The sequence below is a fragment of the Bacteroides uniformis genome (genome assembly GCF_025147485.1).
Taxonomy (GTDB): Bacteria; Bacteroidota; Bacteroidia; order Bacteroidales; family Bacteroidaceae; genus Bacteroides; species Bacteroides uniformis.
In genome coordinates, this window is sequence record NZ_CP102263.1 from 579,335 (window position 1) to 598,241 (window position 18,907).

At 48.0% G+C, this 18,907-nt stretch carries 20 protein-coding genes; 11 read left to right on the top strand and 9 right to left on the bottom strand.

The window, feature by feature from the left end; all coding sequences use genetic code 11:
• Positions 1 to 2: 2 nt before the first annotated feature.
• From NQ510_RS02320 to prmC, 4 genes are all read right to left on the bottom strand, one after another.
• Positions 3 to 413, bottom strand: coding sequence for an SRPBCC family protein (locus tag NQ510_RS02320; RefSeq protein WP_005825141.1), 411 nt, complete (start codon positions 411 to 413; stop codon positions 3 to 5).
• A 93-nt stretch (positions 414 to 506) separates the two neighbouring features.
• On the bottom strand, positions 507 to 1,145 hold the full coding sequence (pyrE, locus tag NQ510_RS02325) for an orotate phosphoribosyltransferase (RefSeq protein ID WP_005825142.1): 639 nt from the start codon (positions 1,143 to 1,145) through the stop codon (positions 507 to 509).
• Positions 1,146 to 1,227: 82 nt separating this feature from the next.
• Positions 1,228 to 1,707 (bottom strand): regulatory protein RecX, encoded by a 480-nt coding sequence (locus NQ510_RS02330; RefSeq protein ID WP_005825143.1) that lies wholly within the window; start codon positions 1,705 to 1,707, stop codon positions 1,228 to 1,230.
• Complete coding sequence (gene prmC, locus NQ510_RS02335; RefSeq protein WP_008662876.1) at positions 1,704 to 2,540, bottom strand: peptide chain release factor N(5)-glutamine methyltransferase; 837 nt, start codon at positions 2,538 to 2,540, stop codon at positions 1,704 to 1,706. Before prmC ends, NQ510_RS02330 begins: the two co-directional genes overlap by 4 nt.
• Positions 2,541 to 2,614: 74 nt before the next feature.
• On the opposite strand from prmC, the gene ribD reads away from it, so the two are divergent.
• The 11 genes from ribD to NQ510_RS02390 all read left to right on the top strand — a co-directional run bounded on the left by ribD (position 2,615) and on the right by NQ510_RS02390 (position 14,438).
• The gene (gene ribD, locus NQ510_RS02340; protein ID WP_005825145.1) at positions 2,615 to 3,670 is read left to right on the top strand and encodes a bifunctional diaminohydroxyphosphoribosylaminopyrimidine deaminase/5-amino-6-(5-phosphoribosylamino)uracil reductase RibD; all 1,056 of its coding nucleotides are present in this window, start codon (positions 2,615 to 2,617) and stop codon (positions 3,668 to 3,670) included.
• Between the two features lie 134 nt (positions 3,671 to 3,804).
• Entirely contained in the window at positions 3,805 to 5,169 is a 1,365-nt protein-coding gene (locus tag NQ510_RS02345) for a DUF6242 domain-containing protein (protein WP_005825147.1), read from the top strand.
• A gap of 5 nt (positions 5,170 to 5,174) precedes the next feature.
• Positions 5,175 to 5,909, top strand: a complete 735-nt coding sequence (locus tag NQ510_RS02350) for an isoprenyl transferase (RefSeq protein ID WP_005834753.1) — start codon at positions 5,175 to 5,177, stop codon at positions 5,907 to 5,909.
• Positions 5,910 to 5,961: 52 nt separating this feature from the next.
• Positions 5,962 to 8,601 carry an outer membrane protein assembly factor BamA gene (gene bamA, locus NQ510_RS02355; RefSeq protein WP_005825149.1) on the top strand — a complete coding sequence of 880 codons (2,640 nt, stop codon included), beginning with the start codon at positions 5,962 to 5,964 and terminating at the stop codon, positions 8,599 to 8,601.
• A gap of 41 nt (positions 8,602 to 8,642) precedes the next feature.
• A complete protein-coding gene (locus NQ510_RS02360) occupies positions 8,643 to 9,158 on the top strand; it encodes an OmpH family outer membrane protein (protein ID WP_005825150.1) in 516 nt (171 codons plus the stop codon).
• A 128-nt stretch (positions 9,159 to 9,286) separates the two neighbouring features.
• Positions 9,287 to 9,793, top strand: a complete 507-nt coding sequence (locus NQ510_RS02365; RefSeq protein WP_005825151.1) for an OmpH family outer membrane protein — start codon at positions 9,287 to 9,289, stop codon at positions 9,791 to 9,793.
• 109 nt (positions 9,794 to 9,902) lie between these two features.
• Positions 9,903 to 10,742, top strand: a complete 840-nt coding sequence (murI, locus tag NQ510_RS02370) for a glutamate racemase (RefSeq protein ID WP_005825152.1) — start codon at positions 9,903 to 9,905, stop codon at positions 10,740 to 10,742.
• A gap of 75 nt (positions 10,743 to 10,817) precedes the next feature.
• Positions 10,818 to 11,057, top strand: coding sequence for a DUF2007-related protein (locus NQ510_RS02375; protein WP_005825154.1), 240 nt, complete (start codon positions 10,818 to 10,820; stop codon positions 11,055 to 11,057).
• Positions 11,047 to 12,126 carry a glutamate 5-kinase gene (gene proB, locus NQ510_RS02380; RefSeq protein WP_005825155.1) on the top strand — a complete coding sequence of 360 codons (1,080 nt, stop codon included), beginning with the start codon at positions 11,047 to 11,049 and terminating at the stop codon, positions 12,124 to 12,126. Before NQ510_RS02375 ends, proB begins: the two co-directional genes overlap by 11 nt.
• A 66-nt stretch (positions 12,127 to 12,192) precedes the next feature.
• Positions 12,193 to 13,440, top strand: a complete 1,248-nt coding sequence (locus NQ510_RS02385) for a glutamate-5-semialdehyde dehydrogenase (RefSeq protein WP_005825156.1) — start codon at positions 12,193 to 12,195, stop codon at positions 13,438 to 13,440.
• 44 nt (positions 13,441 to 13,484) lie between these two features.
• Entirely contained in the window at positions 13,485 to 14,438 is a 954-nt protein-coding gene (locus tag NQ510_RS02390; protein ID WP_005825157.1) for a Rossmann-fold NAD(P)-binding domain-containing protein, read from the top strand.
• Between the two features lie 141 nt (positions 14,439 to 14,579).
• Here the strand turns inward: NQ510_RS02390 and NQ510_RS02395 are convergent, their stop codons facing one another.
• Genes NQ510_RS02395 through NQ510_RS02415 form a run of 5 tightly spaced genes read right to left on the bottom strand, consistent with a single transcriptional unit; the run spans position 14,580 to position 18,870 of the window.
• Positions 14,580 to 14,966 (bottom strand): rhodanese-like domain-containing protein, encoded by a 387-nt coding sequence (locus NQ510_RS02395; protein ID WP_008662859.1) that lies wholly within the window; start codon positions 14,964 to 14,966, stop codon positions 14,580 to 14,582.
• Between the two features lie 13 nt (positions 14,967 to 14,979).
• Entirely contained in the window at positions 14,980 to 15,648 is a 669-nt protein-coding gene (locus NQ510_RS02400) for a NigD1/NigD2 family lipoprotein (RefSeq protein WP_005825161.1), read from the bottom strand.
• 4 nt (positions 15,649 to 15,652) lie between these two features.
• Positions 15,653 to 16,810 (bottom strand): hypothetical protein, encoded by a 1,158-nt coding sequence (locus NQ510_RS02405; protein WP_005825164.1) that lies wholly within the window; start codon positions 16,808 to 16,810, stop codon positions 15,653 to 15,655.
• 12 nt (positions 16,811 to 16,822) lie between these two features.
• Entirely contained in the window at positions 16,823 to 17,803 is a 981-nt protein-coding gene (locus tag NQ510_RS02410) for a D-alanine--D-alanine ligase (RefSeq protein ID WP_005825166.1), read from the bottom strand.
• The gene (locus NQ510_RS02415; protein ID WP_005825168.1) at positions 17,800 to 18,870 is read right to left on the bottom strand and encodes an RluA family pseudouridine synthase; all 1,071 of its coding nucleotides are present in this window, start codon (positions 18,868 to 18,870) and stop codon (positions 17,800 to 17,802) included. The genes NQ510_RS02410 and NQ510_RS02415 overlap by 4 nt, the downstream gene beginning before the upstream one ends.
• Between the last annotated feature and the right edge of the window lie 37 nt (positions 18,871 to 18,907).

Below are 18,907 nucleotides of genomic sequence, written 5' to 3' on the forward strand. Positions count from 1 at the left end.
GATTAATATTGTATCATCGCCAACATATCTGCCATCTTCTCCAATCCTTCCTGCAAGGGTTTCTGCACCATGGTCTTCATAAACGGATTTATATCCATGCCGATGGTCAGTTTCATTTTACATTCGGTTTCGGTGACGGGTACAATCTGTATCCACAGATTGAAGGGCAGCGGTGAAGTGGTTGTTGCAAACTTGATACACTTGCAAGGCTCCTTCTCCACAATCTGCAACGTAATCTTTCCCACGGGGGCCACCTCTATCGTCATGCTCTCCGCGTCAAAACTCAAGTTCTTCACTTTGTCTTCAGGCAGACGGTCTTTCACCTTCTCCAGATTACTCAGGTCGGAAAGTTTTTCATAAACAGCTTCTTGTGAAGCCGGTACAACTTTCACTCCACTCTCAAATTTCGTCATAATCAATCGTATTCAAAAAGAAAAAAGAACTATCCGGACAGAATCTATCCGAATGGCTCTTTTATCCATATTAACATTTTTACAAATAAGTTCTTATTTTCCAGATTCCCAATGTGCAGGGTCTTTACGCCATTCATTCAGAGTCTCCACATCTTCTTCCTCGATATAGCCCGTACGCAGTGCCACTTCCATCACAGCCTCGTAATTGGTCAGCGTCACCAAAGGCACTTTGGCATCCTTGAAAGCCTTTTCGGCAACCGGGAAACCATAAGTATAGGCAGCCACCATACCGATGACCTCACATCCGTCACGGCGGATAGCTTCTACAGCCTTTAAGCTACTTCCACCCGTAGAAATCAAATCTTCCACGACTACCACCTTCATACCGGGACGAAGTTCACCTTCAATCAAATTCTCCAGTCCATGGTCTTTCGGAGTGGAGCGTACATATACAAACGGCAAGTTCAATGCATCGGCCACCAAGGCACCTTGCGGGATAGCTCCCGTTGCCACACCGGCAATGGCATCCACTTGTCCGAAACGTTCCAAAATCAGACGCGTAATTTCAATCTTTACGAAATTACGGAGAGAAGGATAAGAAAGGGTTTTGCGGTTATCACAATAAAACGGAGACTTCCATCCGGATGCCCAAGTGAACGGGTTAGCCGGTTGTAGTTTAATCGCTTTTATCTTCAGCAACTTCTCTGCAAACAATCTTTCTAAAGTTTTCATAGCAAAACTAATCTATATATGATAAATATGGCACAAAAATACGGAAACAGAATGAGAATAAAAAAGAGAAAGCCGATAATTTTCATTCGGAGTAGTCATTTTCCTCAGAAACCTCTATGCAACGACATATATCCTTCATTTCGAACCCCCTGCTCAAGGCAAAACGCACCAGTTTGCCATTCAACTCATACTCACTTTCGGCACGGACGCTTTTACGCTTTGCCGCCAGCAGTTTCTGCAAGACGGCGTGGTATTCCTCCTCATCAATCTCGTTCAAATAGGGCCAATAGACAGATGAAGATATCTTTTTCAACTGGAGCGCCTGCCCTATCTTCATCTTGCCCCATTTGGCAAAACGGTATTTGTCGTTGATGAAAGCACGGCAGAAGCGTTCTTCATCAATGTACTTCTCTTGTTCCAGACGGTTGATGATACGGTCTATGGCATCATAGGCAATGCCCCAGCGTTGCAGTTTCTCCGCAATCTCCGCCCGGCAATGCTCGGCAGTGGAGCAATATGCCGCCACTCTGTTCAAAGCTTCAGTTTCAGTTATTTCTATCATCGTTCTGCAATTACGTACCGGTCGTTGCCGGAAATATCTTTTCGGATACGGACATTCGTATAGCCTTGCTTGCGAAGCATCGAAGCGACAGCCTCTCCAAATGCCCGGTTGATTTCAAAATAGAGTCGGCCGCCGACCGTCAGCATGCTCCGTCCCAGTTCACCTATACGCCGATAGAAACGGAGCGGGTCGCTGTCTGGAACAAACAAAGCTCCCGAAGGTTCCCAGTTCAAGACATTTGGCTCCATGTCCTTCTTTTCTGTTTCCGTAACATAAGGCGGATTACTGACGATTACATCAAAGTACTCATCCTCAGCCGGTTGATACGTCAGGACATCACGCTGTACAAATTGTACGGAGGTCTGCAAAAGGCGGTTATTGTCGCCGGCTATGGCAAGAGCTTCTCCGGAAATGTCCCAAGCAGTTACTTCCGCTTCCGGCAACTCTTTAGACAAAGTGACGGCAATACACCCACTTCCGGTGCCAATGTCGAGAATACGGGAAGCCGGAGCGACTTCCTCCAGCATCCTCTCCACCAGTTCTTCCGTTTCGGGACGGGGAATAAGCACCCCCGGAGCCACCCGAAAAGTACGTCCCAGGAAACGGGCAGTACCCTGCACATACTGTATGGGCTCAAAATTGCACAGACGGAAAAGAATGCTTTCCAATTCCTTTTCATCCTTTGGAGATAAAATCATATCTTTGCCCAGGTAATAGTCAATATGACTCTGACCTAACATTTCACAGCAGACAATACGGGAAAGATTGGCTGCCTCCCGGGGAGGATAGCACTCCTGCAAAGCACTGCGGATATGTGAAACGGTTACATTCATTCGGAGTCCGGTTTTATTCGGGCTGCAAAAGTAATCATTAATTTTGATTATTCAACCAAAAGACAAGCAAGGATATGAATTCAGAAGAAGAGAAATATATGCTGCGATGCATCCAACTGGCACAAAACGGACTTTGCAATACAGCACCCAACCCGATGGTGGGAGCGGTAATAGTATGTGACGGGAAAATCATAGGCGAGGGATACCATGTGCGCTGTGGAGAAGCCCACGCCGAGGTCAACGCCATCCGTTCCGTGAAAGACACGTCCCTGCTGAAACGTTCCACCATCTATGTCAGCCTGGAACCGTGTTCGCACTATGGCAAAACTCCTCCTTGTGCAGACCTCATCATCGAGAAGCAGATTCCACGCATCGTCATCGGGTGCCGGGACCCTTTTTCTAAGGTTGCGGGCCGGGGCATACAGAAACTGAAGGATGCCGGACGTGAAGTTATTGTCGGAGTGCTGGAAACAGAATGTCGGCAGCTCATCCGCAGGTTCATCACTTTCCATACTTTGCGACGCCCCTACATCACCCTAAAATGGGCGGAATCTTCTGACAGATATATCGATTACTCCCGCACGGACGGTAAACCGGTTATCCTCTCCAGCCCGCTGACTTCGATGCTGGTACACAAGAAACGGGCAGAGCACAGTGCCATATTAGTAGGTACCCGTACGGCTGAACTGGACAATCCCTGCCTGAATGTCCGCCATTGGTACGGCCGTTCACCGGTACGTATCGTGCTGGACCGGCAACAAAAGCTATCCCCCAGCCTTCACCTATTTGACGGTAGCGTGCCGACCCTCGTTTTTACAGAAGCCCCGCACGCTCCGCTACCGAATGTAGAGTATCTGCCAGTCAGCGACTACCGACGGAATATACTCCCCGAACTCATGGAAACGCTGTATACACGCGGATTACAATCCCTTTTGGTAGAGGGTGGCAGCCAAACGCTCCAATCCTTCATTGATGCCGGATTGTGGGACGAAATCTTTGTGGAAGAAGCTCCGCACCTTCTTCATTCCGGCGTCAAAGCACCCGAAATCAGTGACGGATATCCATTTGCAACAGAGTATTCTTTCGGCAGGAGTTTTCGCCATTATACGGCCTCAAGAAACAGTCAATAGCCTCATTTCAGGGCTTTTTTATCGAGAAAAAGGGGGATATTATCTATAATTTTATATAAAACTTCCCCGTAAAGCTGTTTATAGAAAAAAATGTTCCTATTTTTGCAACTTGTAAATAAACACTAACTTTCAAAATGAGAATAAAGTTTCTATCAGTAATTGTGAGTTTTCTTATTGTGTCATTTGCTCTAAGTTCATGCCTTGACTCTGACGACAATTATGAATTCAGCTCCGATGCTACTATACATGCTTTTGGTATCGATACCATACATGGCAAACATTACAAATTTACAATTGACCAGCTCAATAGGCTCATCTATAACAGAGATTCATTGCCCGTAGGTTCAGATACCATCATTGACCGTATTCTGATTGATACTATGACCGTTACCGGTTGGATAACTTCAGGCTCGCCTACCGACACGGTATTCGTCATGTCGGACTCCGTGGATTTGAGACCCGCCATGAACAACGATGCCGGCATGCTGTTCAAAGCACATGCCGCCGACGGTGTTACAGTCCGCGAATATAAATTGAAAGTTAATGTACATCTGCAAGACCCGGACTCACTCGTCTGGACAGACATGCAGAATAGGGGGAATATATTCTCCAATACCATCAATTTAGGCCAGCAAAAAGCGGTTATACTTGGAGACGAGTTGTTTGTCTACACTTCCAACACTACCGCTTACAAGACATCGACTGCGCCCGATAAATACAACTGGAGTAAAGTCAATGTCAGCAACCTCCCCTCAGACGTAAAGCTGACATCTGCCGTAGAGTATAACAATGCACTCTACATGGTTACAAAAAGCAAAAGAGTATTCAGCTCTACCAACGGCGGCGCCTGGACAGAAGTCACTACATTGGGAGACAATGTCATAGTCCTCATTAATGGTTTCTCCGACCGGCTCTCGGGTATTGTGGAAATCAACGGAAAGCAATATTTCAACATCTGTAAAGACGGAAAGAATTGGGAAGCGGAAAACACGGCTGACAACCTTACCCTTGAGGAAGTCCCGGCAGGATTCCCTACCGAAAACATATCCACCACCCAGACCAACACCGGCAATGGTGTAGAGAAGGTGGTTCTGGCAGGAATGCCGCTGGCCAACGAACAAGAGACAATACCCTGGTTCTCATTGGACGGCAAAGGCTGGGCAAGCCTGGCTAACACGGTGTACGACACATCTTGTCCCGGCATGGTCAACCCTGCCATTATGTACTATGGCGACATGTTCTATTGCTTTGGAGGAGAACTTGACGCCATCTACAACTCCATCACAGGCATTGCGTGGAGCAAGACAGAAACCAAGTTCCTGCTACCCCAGGAATTCAAAGGGAAAGGCGCGTACTCCATTATAGTGGAACCGACGAAAGACAAAACTGTGGCCCCGGCAGACAAACGGGACTTCATTTGGGTGATATTCGGCGGCAACGGCACCAAGAATGAGGTATGGCGCGGACGTCTTAACAGATTGGGCTTCGAAATACAATAATAATGATGTCATATAAGGAAGAAATCGATCTAAACCGGATACCCCAGCACGTGGCGATTATCATGGACGGTAACGGACGGTGGGCCAAGCAGCGTGGACACGAACGCAGCTATGGACATCAGGCCGGCGCAGAGACTGTGCACGTCATTGCAGAGGAAGCCGCTAAATTAGGAGTCAGATACCTTACTTTATATACGTTCTCTACCGAGAACTGGAATCGTCCGTCGGACGAGGTAGCCGCCTTGATGGGATTGCTCTTCGACTCCATAGAGGAAGAGACGTTCATGAAGAACAATATCAGTTTCCGGGTAATAGGAGATATTGAAAAACTGCCTGCCAACGTACAGCAACGGCTCAACACTTGCGTGGCACACACCTCCCACAACACGGGAATGTGCCTGGTACTGGCATTGAGCTACTCTTCCCGCTGGGAAATAACGGAAGCTGCCCGGCAAATAGCCGACCTGGTACAGAAAGGTGAGCTGAAACCCGAACAAATCGACAGTGAGCTCATATCCCGTCATCTGACAACCCACTTCATGCCCGACCCCGACCTGCTGATACGTACCGGAGGAGAGCTCCGCCTTAGTAACTACATGCTCTGGCAATGCGCCTATTCGGAACTTTATTTCTGTGATACCTATTGGCCCGACTTCCGTGAAGAAGAATTACGCAAAGCCATATGTGACTATCAGAAACGCGAACGCAGGTTCGGCAAGACCAGCGAGCAAATCAATTAATCACCGGACACACAAATAGTAAATAGTAAATTGTAAAATAGTAAATAAAAAGATGCACTATCGTATTTTCTCCATACTCGTAACGTTTGTCTGCCTTTTCGGCTGCGCACTGACAACAGCAGCACAGGACGTAAACAACACCGATGAAACCGAAAAGCCGGTTATACTCTATTCGGGAACACCCAAGAAGTATGAAATAGCCGACATTAAGGTCGAAGGAGCCCAGAACTATGAGGATTATGTAATTGTCGGATTGTCCGGACTATCCAAAGGGCAGACTATCACCGTGCCGGGTGACGAGATTACACAAGCTTGTAAGCGCTACTGGCGCCACGGTCTGTTCTCTGACGTGGAAATTACAGCAGACAAGATTGAAGGCGACCAAATTTGGCTGACCATTCATCTGACCATGCGTCCGCGTGTTTCCGACATACGCTACAACGGTGTGAAGAAGTCAGAGCGTGAAGACCTGGAAAGCAGAATCGGCATGATAAAGGGCGGTCAGATTACACCTAATCTGGTGGACCGCGCCAAGACCTTGATAAAGCGCTATTTTGACGACAAGGGCTTCAAGAATGCAGATGTAATCATCACCCAACGTGATGATCCGGAAAAGAAGAATGAAGTGATTGTCAACATCGACATCGACAAGAAGGAGAAAGTGAAAGTACATCAAATCACCATTGTAGGCAACGAGGCCCTCACGACCAAGAAGCTGAAGCGTGTGATGAAGAAAACAAACGAAAAGGGCAAGCTGCTCAATCTGTTCCGCACCAAGAAATTCATTGAGGACAACTACGAAGCGGACAAACAGCTGATTATCGACAAATACAACGAACTGGGTTATCGTGACGCCATCATCGTGACAGACAGTATCAAGCCCTACGATGACCGCACGGTAGACATCTTCATGCAGATTGAGGAAGGACAGAAATACTATCTCCGCAATGTAACCTGGGTAGGTAACACACTGTATCCTTCCGAACAACTGAACTTCCTCCTCCAGATGAAGAAGGGTGATGTCTACAACCAAAAGTTACTTGAAGAGCGTACAATGACCGATGACGATGCCATCGGTAACCTTTACTACAACAACGGTTATCTGTTCTACAGCCTCGAACCGGTGGAAGTAAACATCGTGGGCGACTCCATCGACCTGGAAATGCGTATCTACGAAGGTCGCCAGGCTACCATCAATAAAGTCAGCATCAACGGTAACGACCGTTTGTATGAAAACGTAGTACGCCGTGAACTCCGTACCCGTCCGGGCGAACTCTTCAGCCGTGAAGACCTGATGCGTTCCATGCGTGAAATCCAGCAGATGGGACACTTCGACCCCGAACAAATCCAGCCCGACATCCAGCCGAGACCGGAAGACGGCACGGTAGACATCGGTTATGACCTTGTATCCAAAGCCAACGACCAGGTAGAGTTCTCCGCCGGTTGGGGACAAACGGGTATTATCGGTAAGTTAAGTCTGAAGTTCACCAACTTCTCTCTGTCCAACCTGCTGCATCCGGGTGAGAACTACCGCGGTATCCTCCCGCAAGGTGATGGTCAGACATTGACCATCAGCGGCCAGACCAATGCCAAATACTATCAGTCATACAGCGTTTCATTCTACGACCCGTGGTTTGGCGGTAAACGCCCGAATGCATTCTCCGTATCGGCTTTCTATTCCCGCCAGACCGACATCAGTAGCCGTTATTACAATTCAGCCTACATGAACAGCTATTACAACAGCTATTATAGCGGTATGTATGGCTACGGTATGTACAACTACGGCAATTACAACAACTACGAGAATTATTACGACCCGGACAAATCTATCCAGATGTATGGTCTTGCAGTGATGTTCGGTAAGCGTTTGAAGTGGCCGGATGACTACTTCCAGTTCACAGCCGAGTTGTCTTACCAACGCTATGTTCTGAGTGACTGGCAGTACTTCCCGGTTACCAACGGTAAGTGTAATAACCTCAGCCTCAACCTGACCTTGTCCCGTAGCTCTATCGACAACCCGATTTATCCGCGCCAAGGTTCCGAGTTCTCGTTGTCTGCACAAATCACACCGCCTTTCTCTCTGTTCGACGGTACCGATTACAGCAAGTACAGCACCAGCAGCCAGGAAGACATGAACAAGATGCACAAGTGGATTGAATACCACAAGTGGAAATTCAAATCCAAAGTCTACATCCCGTTGATGGACCCGATTACCGTCAAACGTACTCCGGTGCTGATGGGACGTGTAGAATTCGGTTTGCTGGGACACTACAACAAATACAAAAAGTCTCCGTTCGAAACGTTTGACGTGGGTGGTGACGGTATGACCGGCTACTCCAGCTATGCTACAGAAAGCATCGCCCTCCGTGGTTATGAGAACAGTTCATTGACTCCATACGGTTCTGAAGGTTATGCCTATACACGTCTCGGACTGGAATTAAGATATCCTTTGATGCTCGAAACAAGTACCAGTATTTATGCGTTAACGTTTGTGGAAGCCGGTAATGCATGGCATGATGTCAATAAGTTCAACCCGTTCGAATTGAAACGTTCAGCCGGTGTCGGTGTCCGCATCTTCCTCCCGATGATTGGTATGATGGGTATCGACTGGGCTTACGGTTTCGACAAAATAATGGGTTCCTCGCAATATGGCGGTAGCCAGTTCCACTTCATCCTGGGACAAGAATTCTAAGCAATGGACAATTGATAATTGACAATTAATGCAGTATCGTTATGAAGAAGAGTTTATTGATCCTTTTTACGCTGTTTGCAGTAAGTATAACAGCCGGTGCACAGAAGTTCGCCTTGATTGACATGGAATATATCCTGGAAAATATTCCTGCCTACGAACGTGCCAATGAACAACTGGAGCAAGCCTCCAGACAATGGCAGAGTGAAGTCGAAAAGATTTCCGAAGAAGCCAAGACTCTGTACAAGAACTATCAGTCCCAGATTGCTTCCCTTTCTGAAACACAGAGAGGCAAAAAGGAGGAAGAGATTGTCGCTAAAGAGAAATCAGCAGCCGAACTGCGCCGCAAATACTTCGGTCCGGAAGGCGAACTGTATAAAAAACGTGAAAGTCTGATGCAACCCATTCAAGATGAAATATACAATGCTGTAAAGGAAATTGCGACACAGAACGGATATGCGGTAGTTGTAGACCGTGCTTCCGCATCAAGTATCATTTTTGCCTCGCCGAGTATTGACGTCAGCAATGAAGTACTTGCAAAACTGGGATATTCAAATTAATTTCATACATTTGTTTCAGAATATAGACTGCATTCAAGATTAAAAATAAGCTTGCTTATTTTGTATTGCGTTCAGTTTGCGCTATATTTGCCCCCGACGAATAATCATTCAAATAAATAATAAACATTATGCTTAAAAAAATCGCACTACTCGTAGTTATGTTCGCCCTCCCACTGGGAGCTATGGCGCAAGCTAAATTCGCTCACATGAATTCTCAAGATGTAATCGCTGTTATGCCTGAATTTACCAAAGCCCAAGCTGACTTGGACGCCATGTCTAAAAAATACCAGGATGAAATGCAGCGTACCAACGAAGAATTCCAGAAGAAGTATCAGGAATTCCTGGCACAAGCCGACTCTCTGCCGAAAAACATTGCAGAAAGACGTCAGAAAGAGCTGCAGGATATGGCTCAACGCCAAGAGCAGTTCCAACAAGAAGCTTATCAAAGTATGCAGAAAGCACAGCAAGATGCTATGGCTCCCATCTATCAGAAACTGGACGAAGCCATCCAGGCTGTCGGCAAGGCTGAAGGCGTGGTCTATATCTTCGACTTGGCCCGTACCCCGATACCATTCGTAGGAGCACAGAGCGTTGATGTAACTGCCAAAGTTAAAACGCAATTGGGCATTAAATAATAGAATTATCTATGATAGAGCAAGCGCGGATAGTTTTATCCGCGCTTATTTTTTATACATTACTGAGAAATTTGCATTATCTTTGCATGGTACATAGTCTTTAGAAAGCATGAAACAGACATTACCTTCTGCAGCCGGTCCCATCGGAATATTCGATTCCGGATATGGCGGACTGACCATCCTGAGCAAGATACGGGAAGCCCTTCCCCAATATGATTACATTTATCTGGGCGACAACGCGCGCGCGCCTTACGGAACCCGCTCGTTCGAGATTGTCTATGAGTTCACCTTGCAGGCAGTCACCAAACTGTTCGAGATGGGTTGTCACCTCGTCATTCTGGCATGCAATACAGCTTCGGCAAAAGCTCTGCGCAACATACAAATGAATGATTTGCCTCGCCTCGACCCTATGCGCCGTGTGTTGGGAGTAATTCGCCCAACCGTAGAATGCATAGGGAACATTACCCAAAGCCGCCATGTGGGAGTGCTTGCCACGGCAGGAACCATCAAGTCTGAATCCTATCCGTTGGAAGTGCATAAACTCTTCCCCGACATCAAAGTGAGCGGTGAAGCCTGCCCTCTATGGGTATCCCTCGTAGAAAACAATGAGGCACAAGGTGAGGGTACTGACTACTTCATACGCAAAAACATCGGCAACCTGCTGGCCAAAGACACGCAGATAGACACCGTCATTCTGGGCTGCACGCACTTCCCGTTGCTGCTGCCCAAGATACAGCAATACATGCCCGACGGCATCACGACCGTCACTCAGGGGGAACTGGTAGCAGACAGCCTGAAAGACTATCTTCACCGCCATCCGGAAATGGACAAAAAATGTACCAAAGGTGGAAGATGCGTCTACCGCACCACGGAATCGGAGGAGAAATTCACAGAATCGGCTTCTACTTTCCTGAATGAATCGATAAGAGTTGAGAGGATTGAACTATAAATTCGTCAGCATTAAACATTAAAACAAAAACATTTGTTATATTTGTAAGACAGAAACCTCTAAATTCATACCATCATGAAAGAAGAAGACAAAAGCAAACTCGTTGAGGTGTTCACCGGTTCACCGTGGGAAGCAGAACTCGTAAAGAGCCTGCTGGGAAATAGTGATATTGAAGCTGTAACAAAAGACGGAATGGTAGTAAACGTTGTACTGCCTGCCACTGCGGTAGATGTTTCCGTTCTCGTCAATGAGAAGGACTACGAAGCCGCCATGGAAGTAGTCCGTGAATACGAAAAGAGAGAAAATGGAGATTGATTTCAATAGAATTGCTGTCAAGGTAGGCAGCAATGTTTTAACACGTCGTGACGGCACTCTCGACGTCACCCGCATGTCCGCTTTGGTGGACCAGATAGCCGAGCTGCACAAGGCCGGCATAGAAATAATACTTGTTTCTTCCGGAGCCGTTGCTTCGGGACGTAGTGAAGTGCACCCCACCAAGAAGTTGGACAGCGTAGACCAGCGCCAGCTCTTTTCCGCTGTAGGGCAGGCCAAACTCATCAACCGCTACTACGAGCTGTTCCGGGAGCATGGCATCCCCGTGGGACAAGTGCTCACAATGAAAGAGAACTTTTCCACCCGCCGCCATTACCTCAACCAGAAAAACTGTATGACCGTAATGCTGGAGAACGGCGTCATTCCTATTGTCAATGAGAACGACACCATCTCCGTAAGTGAACTGATGTTCACCGACAACGATGAGCTGTCCGGCCTGATAGCCTCCATGATGGATGCCCAGGCACTAATCATTCTCAGCAATATAGACGGTATCTACAACGGTTCACCCGCCGACCCGGAGTCTCAAGTCATCCGTGAAATAGAACAAGGCAAAGACCTCTCCTCCTACATACAAACTTCCAAATCCAGCTTCGGACGCGGCGGCATGCTGACAAAAACCAACATTGCCCGCAAAGTGGCGGATGAGGGCATCACAGTAATCATAGCCAACGGGAAGCGGGACAACATCCTCGTGAAAATAATGAATAATGAAGAATTAAACTATACCCGTTTCATTCCGTCTCCGGAACCGGTATCGAGCATCAAGAAATGGATTGCGCACAGCGAAGGGTTTGCCAAAGGCGAACTGCACATCAATCATTGTGCCACCGAACTGCTCTTCTCGGACAAAGCAGTAAGCATCCTACCGGTAGGCATCACTGACGTTATAGGCGAGTTCGAGAAGGACGACATCGTACGGATTATCGACTTCGGCGGTAAACCCATCGGTGTGGGAAAAGCCAACTGTGACTCCAGCCAGGCACGGGAAACAATGGGAAAACATGGAAAGAAACCCGTAGTGCACTACGACTACCTATATATAGAATAGGACACAGACGGATACTATCCACGATATTCATACTTGCATATTTATCACTCTATACTCAGTAAGAAAATGAACTTAAACAAAACTTTTGTCGCCGTACAAGATGCCAGCCGTAACATGCTAGCGTTAAGCGACAAAGAAATCAACCAAATATTACTGGCTGTTGCAGACGCTGCCATAAACAAAACAGACTTCATTCTGAGTGAAAACCAGAAGGATTTGGAGCGTATGCCTTCTACCGACCCTAAATACGACCGCCTGAAACTGACAAAAAGCCGTTTGCAGGACATCGCTGCGGACATCCGCAACGTAGCCGCCCTCCCTTCTCCTTTGGGAAAAGTCCTTAAAGAGAACGTATTACCCAACGGATTGAAGATAAAAAGGGTCAGTGTACCTTTCGGTGTCATAGGCATTATCTACGAAGCCCGTCCCAACGTCAGTTTCGATGTATTCTCACTCTGCCTTAAAAGCGGCAATGCCTGTATTCTGAAAGGCGGAAGCGATGCAGACTATTCCAACCGTGCCATAATCAGCGTGATACACGAGGTACTGGAGCATTTCAACGTAGATACACATATCGTGGAACTGCTTCCTGCCGACAGAGAGGCGACTGCCGAACTACTGCATGCCAACGATTATGTAGATTTGATAATTCCGCGCGGCAGCAGCAGCCTGATAAACTTCGTACGCCAGAATGCCACAGTACCGGTTATAGAGACAGGTGCCGGCGTATGCCATACGTTCTTCGACCGCTATGGCGATATAAGCATAGGTCCATCTATCATTGCCAATGCAAAGACACGCCGGGTCAGTGTATGCAACGCTTTGGATTGCCTGATTATCGAAGCCGACAGCCTGGCTAATTTGCCCGACCTATGCCTGCCGCTGCAATCAAGCAATGTAGAGATATTTGCCGATGAACCCGCCTACCACAGTCTGCGTGACAAATATCCCGTCGAGCTGTTGAGACTTGCCACTGAAGACTGCTACGGCAGAGAGTTTCTGGACTACAAGATGGCCATTAAAACCGTGAATTCTTTCCAGGAAGCATTGGCACATATCCGGAAGTACGGTTCCAAACATAGCGAATGCATCATTACGGACGACAAGACACGTGCCGAATGGTTCTGCCGGGAAGTGGACGCCGCTTGCGTATACGTCAATGCACCGACCTCTTTCACCGACGGCGCACAATTCGGACTCGGTGCCGAGATTGGCATCAGCACCCAGAAGCTACACGCCCGCGGTCCGATGGCTCTGGAAGAAATCACCACATACAAATGGATTGTCGAAGGTTCCGGACAGACCAGACCTTGACAGCCGAATAACAAAGATATAGATACACTAAAAAGACTGTAAATATGAAGAACTTTACTTGCGTGCAGGACATCGGTAACCTGAAGTCTGCACTGGACGAAGCATTCGAGATTAAAAAAGACCGTTTCAAATATGTGGAACTGGGACGTAACAAAACGCTGATGATGATTTTCTTCAACTCCAGCCTGCGTACCCGCCTCAGTACACAGAAGGCTGCATTGAATCTGGGCATGAACGTAATTGTACTGGACATCAACCAGGGAGCCTGGAAACTGGAGACAGAGCGTGGTGTCATCATGGACGGTGACAAACCGGAACACTTACTGGAAGCCATTCCCGTGATGGGCTGCTATTGCGACGTCATCGGCGTACGTTCTTTTGCACGCTTCGAAAATAAGGAAGACGATTACAACGAAGTGATACTGGAGCAGTTCATCAAGCATTCCGGCCGGCCGGTATTCTCCATGGAGGCTGCCACACGCCATCCGCTGCAGAGTTTTGCCGACCTGATAACCATTGAGGAATATAAGAAGACGGCACGCCCCAAAGTAGTGATGACATGGGCTCCACATCCGCGTCCATTGCCCCAGGCTGTCCCCAACTCCTTTGCCGAATGGATGAATGCAACTGATTATGACTTTGTGATTACACATCCCGAAGGTTATGAACTCGACCCCAAGTTCGTAGGAAATGCCCGCGTAGAATATGACCAGATGAAAGCTTTTGAAGGAGCCGATTTTGTCTATGCCAAGAACTGGGCGGCCTATACAGGCGACAACTACGGACAAATATTGAGCAAAGACCGCACCTGGACAGTAGGCGAGCGCCAGATGGCCGTTACCAACAATGCCTACTTCATGCACTGCCTGCCGGTTCGACGCAACATGATTGTGACGGATGATGTGATAGAAAGCCCGCAGTCCATCGTAATCCCCGAAGCGGCCAACCGGGAGATTTCAGCAACAGTGGTGCTAAAGAGACTGCTTGAAAGCCTCTAACCAGAGGACAAGACTACTTTATTCTTTTTAGGCGCGGATTACGCGGAAAACGCGGATTCTTTTCTTAAATTTTTTCCGTGAAATCCGCGTAATCCTCGCCTAAAAAGAAATTATAGCAAATGCATTTCAGCTACACCGCTATTACTTTTCCACTTCTTTGCCCGCTTCTTCCCAACCGATGAAACCTTTGTCAAGGTCATAGATTATATATCCTTTTTTGCTCAGTATGGCAGCGGCCTTTTTACTACGCTTACCACTACGACAATATACTGCAACCGGTTTGTCCTTCTGCAAAGTGGAGTCGGCCATCGTTTCAAACGACTCATCCAGCACATTGATATTGATACTATGGGGCACGTGTCCTTCCGAGTATTCGGCAACAGTACGCACATCCAGAAGCTGCACCTCCGGATTGGCTATCAATGTGGAAAAGTCATCTACCGAAACAGACTTGAACTGTCCCTCCTTCTGCTGGCAGGAAAAGAGGGTGGTAAAAACGAGGCAAAGGCCCGCGAACAATGTCTTCATCGAATATTTCATTTTAGTCAGGGTTATAAACAAAATCGTAAGTCTTGATGTCACCGGAATAAGTGTGCACACTGAAATGAACCATAACCTTCTGTATATCCTCTGCCGCATACTGCCGCAAAGGTACGGAAGCGTAGGCACGCCTGGTATAAGACACCACCTCCTCCTTTGCGTCATGATACAGCGTCAGATATACTTCACTACACCCGGTAGCAGTATCCACAATCACTTCATCCTCAATAAAATGGAACTTATGTTCACCATTCTCATTGACTATCAGTGTCATATTGAGATAGTCGAGTCCCATCCAGATACCCAGTACATCAGTAGGGTCTGTCTTGACGCCCTCCTCGAACTTGTCGACCGTTTGGGGAACGACAGAAAGAACACCGCTCAAGGCATACAGCACCGCACCGGCAGTTCCATCGGCAGTTACCTCCGAAGCATAATTACTGATGACACGTACCGAAGCGTTTGCCTCTATTTTCGTCTTTGTCTTGTCCTCCACTACCGGCAAGGTTTCCCCTTCATCCGTCACAACAGACCGCAGATAGCCGTCAGCCCCCGAAAAGGCAGTCAAGAATTCCAGCTTCACGGAAGGATAATGATAATCATCATCGCCACAACCAGCCAACAGACAGGCCAATAAAGGCAAAAGCCACCAATCACAGTACTTCTTCATGTATTCATTCTTTTATAGCCGCCAGATAATTCTTCAACGGGTTGGCATACATCAGCAGCATTTTTCCGCGCAGAAAGTCCACGTCCTTATTAGGAATGGAGATACGCTCCAACTGTTGTTCTATATAGGCCGTGAAGCGCTGCTTATCCTCGGCAGTGTAATGGTCGGAAAAATCCTCCTTCCCCTCGAGAAGGTCGTGTGCCACATAATTATTGGGATACATCCGGTAACTGGCATGAATGCGTTTGTCTATCAGTGCAGACATGCGTGCAAAGAGTTCGGGCTTCGGAAGTGAACGGTCCATCTTCGCCAATTCATCATTCATGCAGGCACCCGTCTGGAAATGTACCCGCCCTTTATAGCCGAACAGTCCGGTCTGCATATTCAGCAAGTCGTCAGCCGTCGTTTTCTTATAGCCTTCAATGTCCCGTTTCAGTTGGAACTCCTGCGCTTTCAGGAAGTCGCAAGGGTCGTATTCATAGGAAATGGCAAGCGGAGCTATATTCATTTCCATTAAGCGGTCAATGACGTCGCCTTCACCGCCTATTGCCAGCATCTTCAGCACACTGTCCTGCGTGCGGTCGTTGGAATCCTTGGCACGCCCTTCACGTTGTGCAATCCAGATAGACTGTTTCTTCTCACTGATGGTATAATGCATATAGCGGGACATGCGTGCGGAAGCCTCCAGCATCTGGCGCATGGTCAACGCACGCAGCACGATGAAGGACTTGTTGACACGCACGAATTTCTTAATCCACGGATAGACAAGCAGGTTGTCGCCAATGGCTATCTCTACCGTATCCATACCCTGGTCTACCAAAAGAATGGACAAGAAACCGGAATCGAGAATAATGTCGCGATGATTGGAGATATAGGTATACGCCGCCGACTTGTCTGCCGGCAACGCGGTATGGTCCAAAGTCAATCCATCCGTAGCCTCCTTCGCCAATTTCCACAGAAGCCCATAGCAGAAGGTCTTCTGAAATTCCAGCTTGGTTTTACACGCGCGCATTTTCTGCGACCAGACTTCAAAAGGTACACCAGGCATCACAGTATCCACTGCCTGCCGGAACGCCGCATCGGCAATCAGTTCCTCATAGACTTGAGGAAGTTCCTCATCATGATAAGGACGGATTTCATCAAATTCCACGTTCGCATTCATAATGAATAATGATTAATCCTTAAACTTGTTTTCTATAATATCTGTCATTACATCCTTCATCTCCATTCCGGCAGCACGAACCTGCTGGGGAATAAAGCTGGTGGCAGTCATTCCGGGGGTGGTATTCACCTCCAGCAGATTGATTTTTTCCCCTTCGGTAATGATATAGTCCACGCGGATAATGCCATAGGCCCCGAGTATATCATAAATGGCAGAAGTCAGCGTCTGCACCCGGCGGGTCAAATCGTCCGAGATGCGGGCGGGAGTAATCTCGTCAGACGCACCATTATACTTAGCTTCATAATCGAAGTACTCGTTGTGGCTCACCACCTCCGTAATGGGGAACACTACGGACTTGTCTTTTGTTTTGTAACAGCCGCAGGTAATCTCGGTTCCGTCCATAAAGGCCTCCACCAGTACTTCCTGCGCTTCCGCAAATGCCTTGGCTATGGCAGGTTGTATCTGCTCTTTCGCCGTCACCTTGGTCACGCCGAAGCTGGAACCTCCCAAGCTGGGCTTAATGAAGCAAGGCAGACCGATTTTCTCCATCACATCTTCATCCGTTACCGACTGTCCGCCGCGCAGCAACAACGATTCGGCAATGCGCACACCGAAACCTTTCAGATACTGGTTGCAGGCAAACTTATCGTACGTGAGCGACGCTGCCAGTACTCCGCAACACGAATAAGGGATGTGGAGCATATCAAAATAGCCCTGCAGACGGCCGTCCTCACCCGGAGTTCCGTGGATGGTGATATAGGCAAAGTCGAATGTCACTTTCTCGCCATCCAGCACGAAGCTGAAGTCATTGCGGTCTACCGGAGTCTTAGCGCCGTCGGGCAGCTGTACATGCCAGTCCAGTCCGTGCATTTCTACAATATATAAGGTATACTTCTCCTTGTCGATGAAGGAGTAAATCCCCTGTGCACTACGCAGGGAGACGTGGAATTCGGAGGTATCTCCTCCGGCTACAATAGCAATCGTGCGTTTCATTCTAATTCTCTGTTACTGATATAGCCTCTCCATTTGTCTATCAGCCGGGTCATGTCATCGGGCAATTCCGAAGTGAAGTACATTTCTTCTCCGGTGACGGGATGCACAAACCCCAGCGTCATGGCATGCAATGCCTGCCGCGGACAAGTGTCGAAGCAGTTGTTTACAAATTGTTTGTATTTAGCGAAGTGGGTTCCTTTCAGGATTTCGTGTCCACCGTAACGTTCGTCGTTGAAAAGTATGTGTCCGATGTGCTTCATGTGCACACGGATTTGATGGGTGCGTCCCGTTTCAAGGATACATTCCACCAGTGTGACGTATCCCAAACGTTCGAGCACCCGGTAATGGGTGACGGCATGCTTTCCCTGGTCGTCGGGGAGGACGGTCATCTGCATGCGGTCTCTGGGATTACGACCGATATTGCCGACAACGGTCCCTTCATCCTGCTCTACATTTCCCCAGACCAGCGCCCGGTAACGGCGTTTTGTCGTCTTGTTGAAGAACTGGTTGCCGAGATTCGTCTTGGCATCCGGAGTCTTGGCTATCACCAGCAGGCCGGAGGTGTCCTTGTCGATGCGGTGCACCAGTCCCACATGCGGGTCATTGGCATCATAATCGGGATTATCCTTCATATGCCAGGCTATGGCGTTGACAAGCGTACCGTGATAGTTGCCATGACCGGGGTGCACCACCAGACCGGCAGGTTTGTTCACTACCATCAGATACTTGTCCTCATATACTATATCAAGGGGGATGTCTTCGGGGATGACTTCATTCTCATAGCGTGGACGGTCCATCATCACAGTGATTACATCCATCGGCTTCACCTTATAGCTGCTTTTCACAGCCTTGCCGTTCGCCATCACGAAGCCTGCATCGGCAGCCTTCTGGATGCGATTACGCGAGGAGTTCGTCAAGCGGTCGAACAGATACTTGTCCACCCGCACCATCTCCTGCCCCTTGTCCACCACCACACGGAAGTGTTCATAGAGTTGCGCCTCGTCACCCACCGGCTCTACGTCGTCCAGCTCATCATTATCTATATCATCCGGCAATTCTTCTATCATCACGGCATTTACAATTTGACTATTTACAATTTACGAT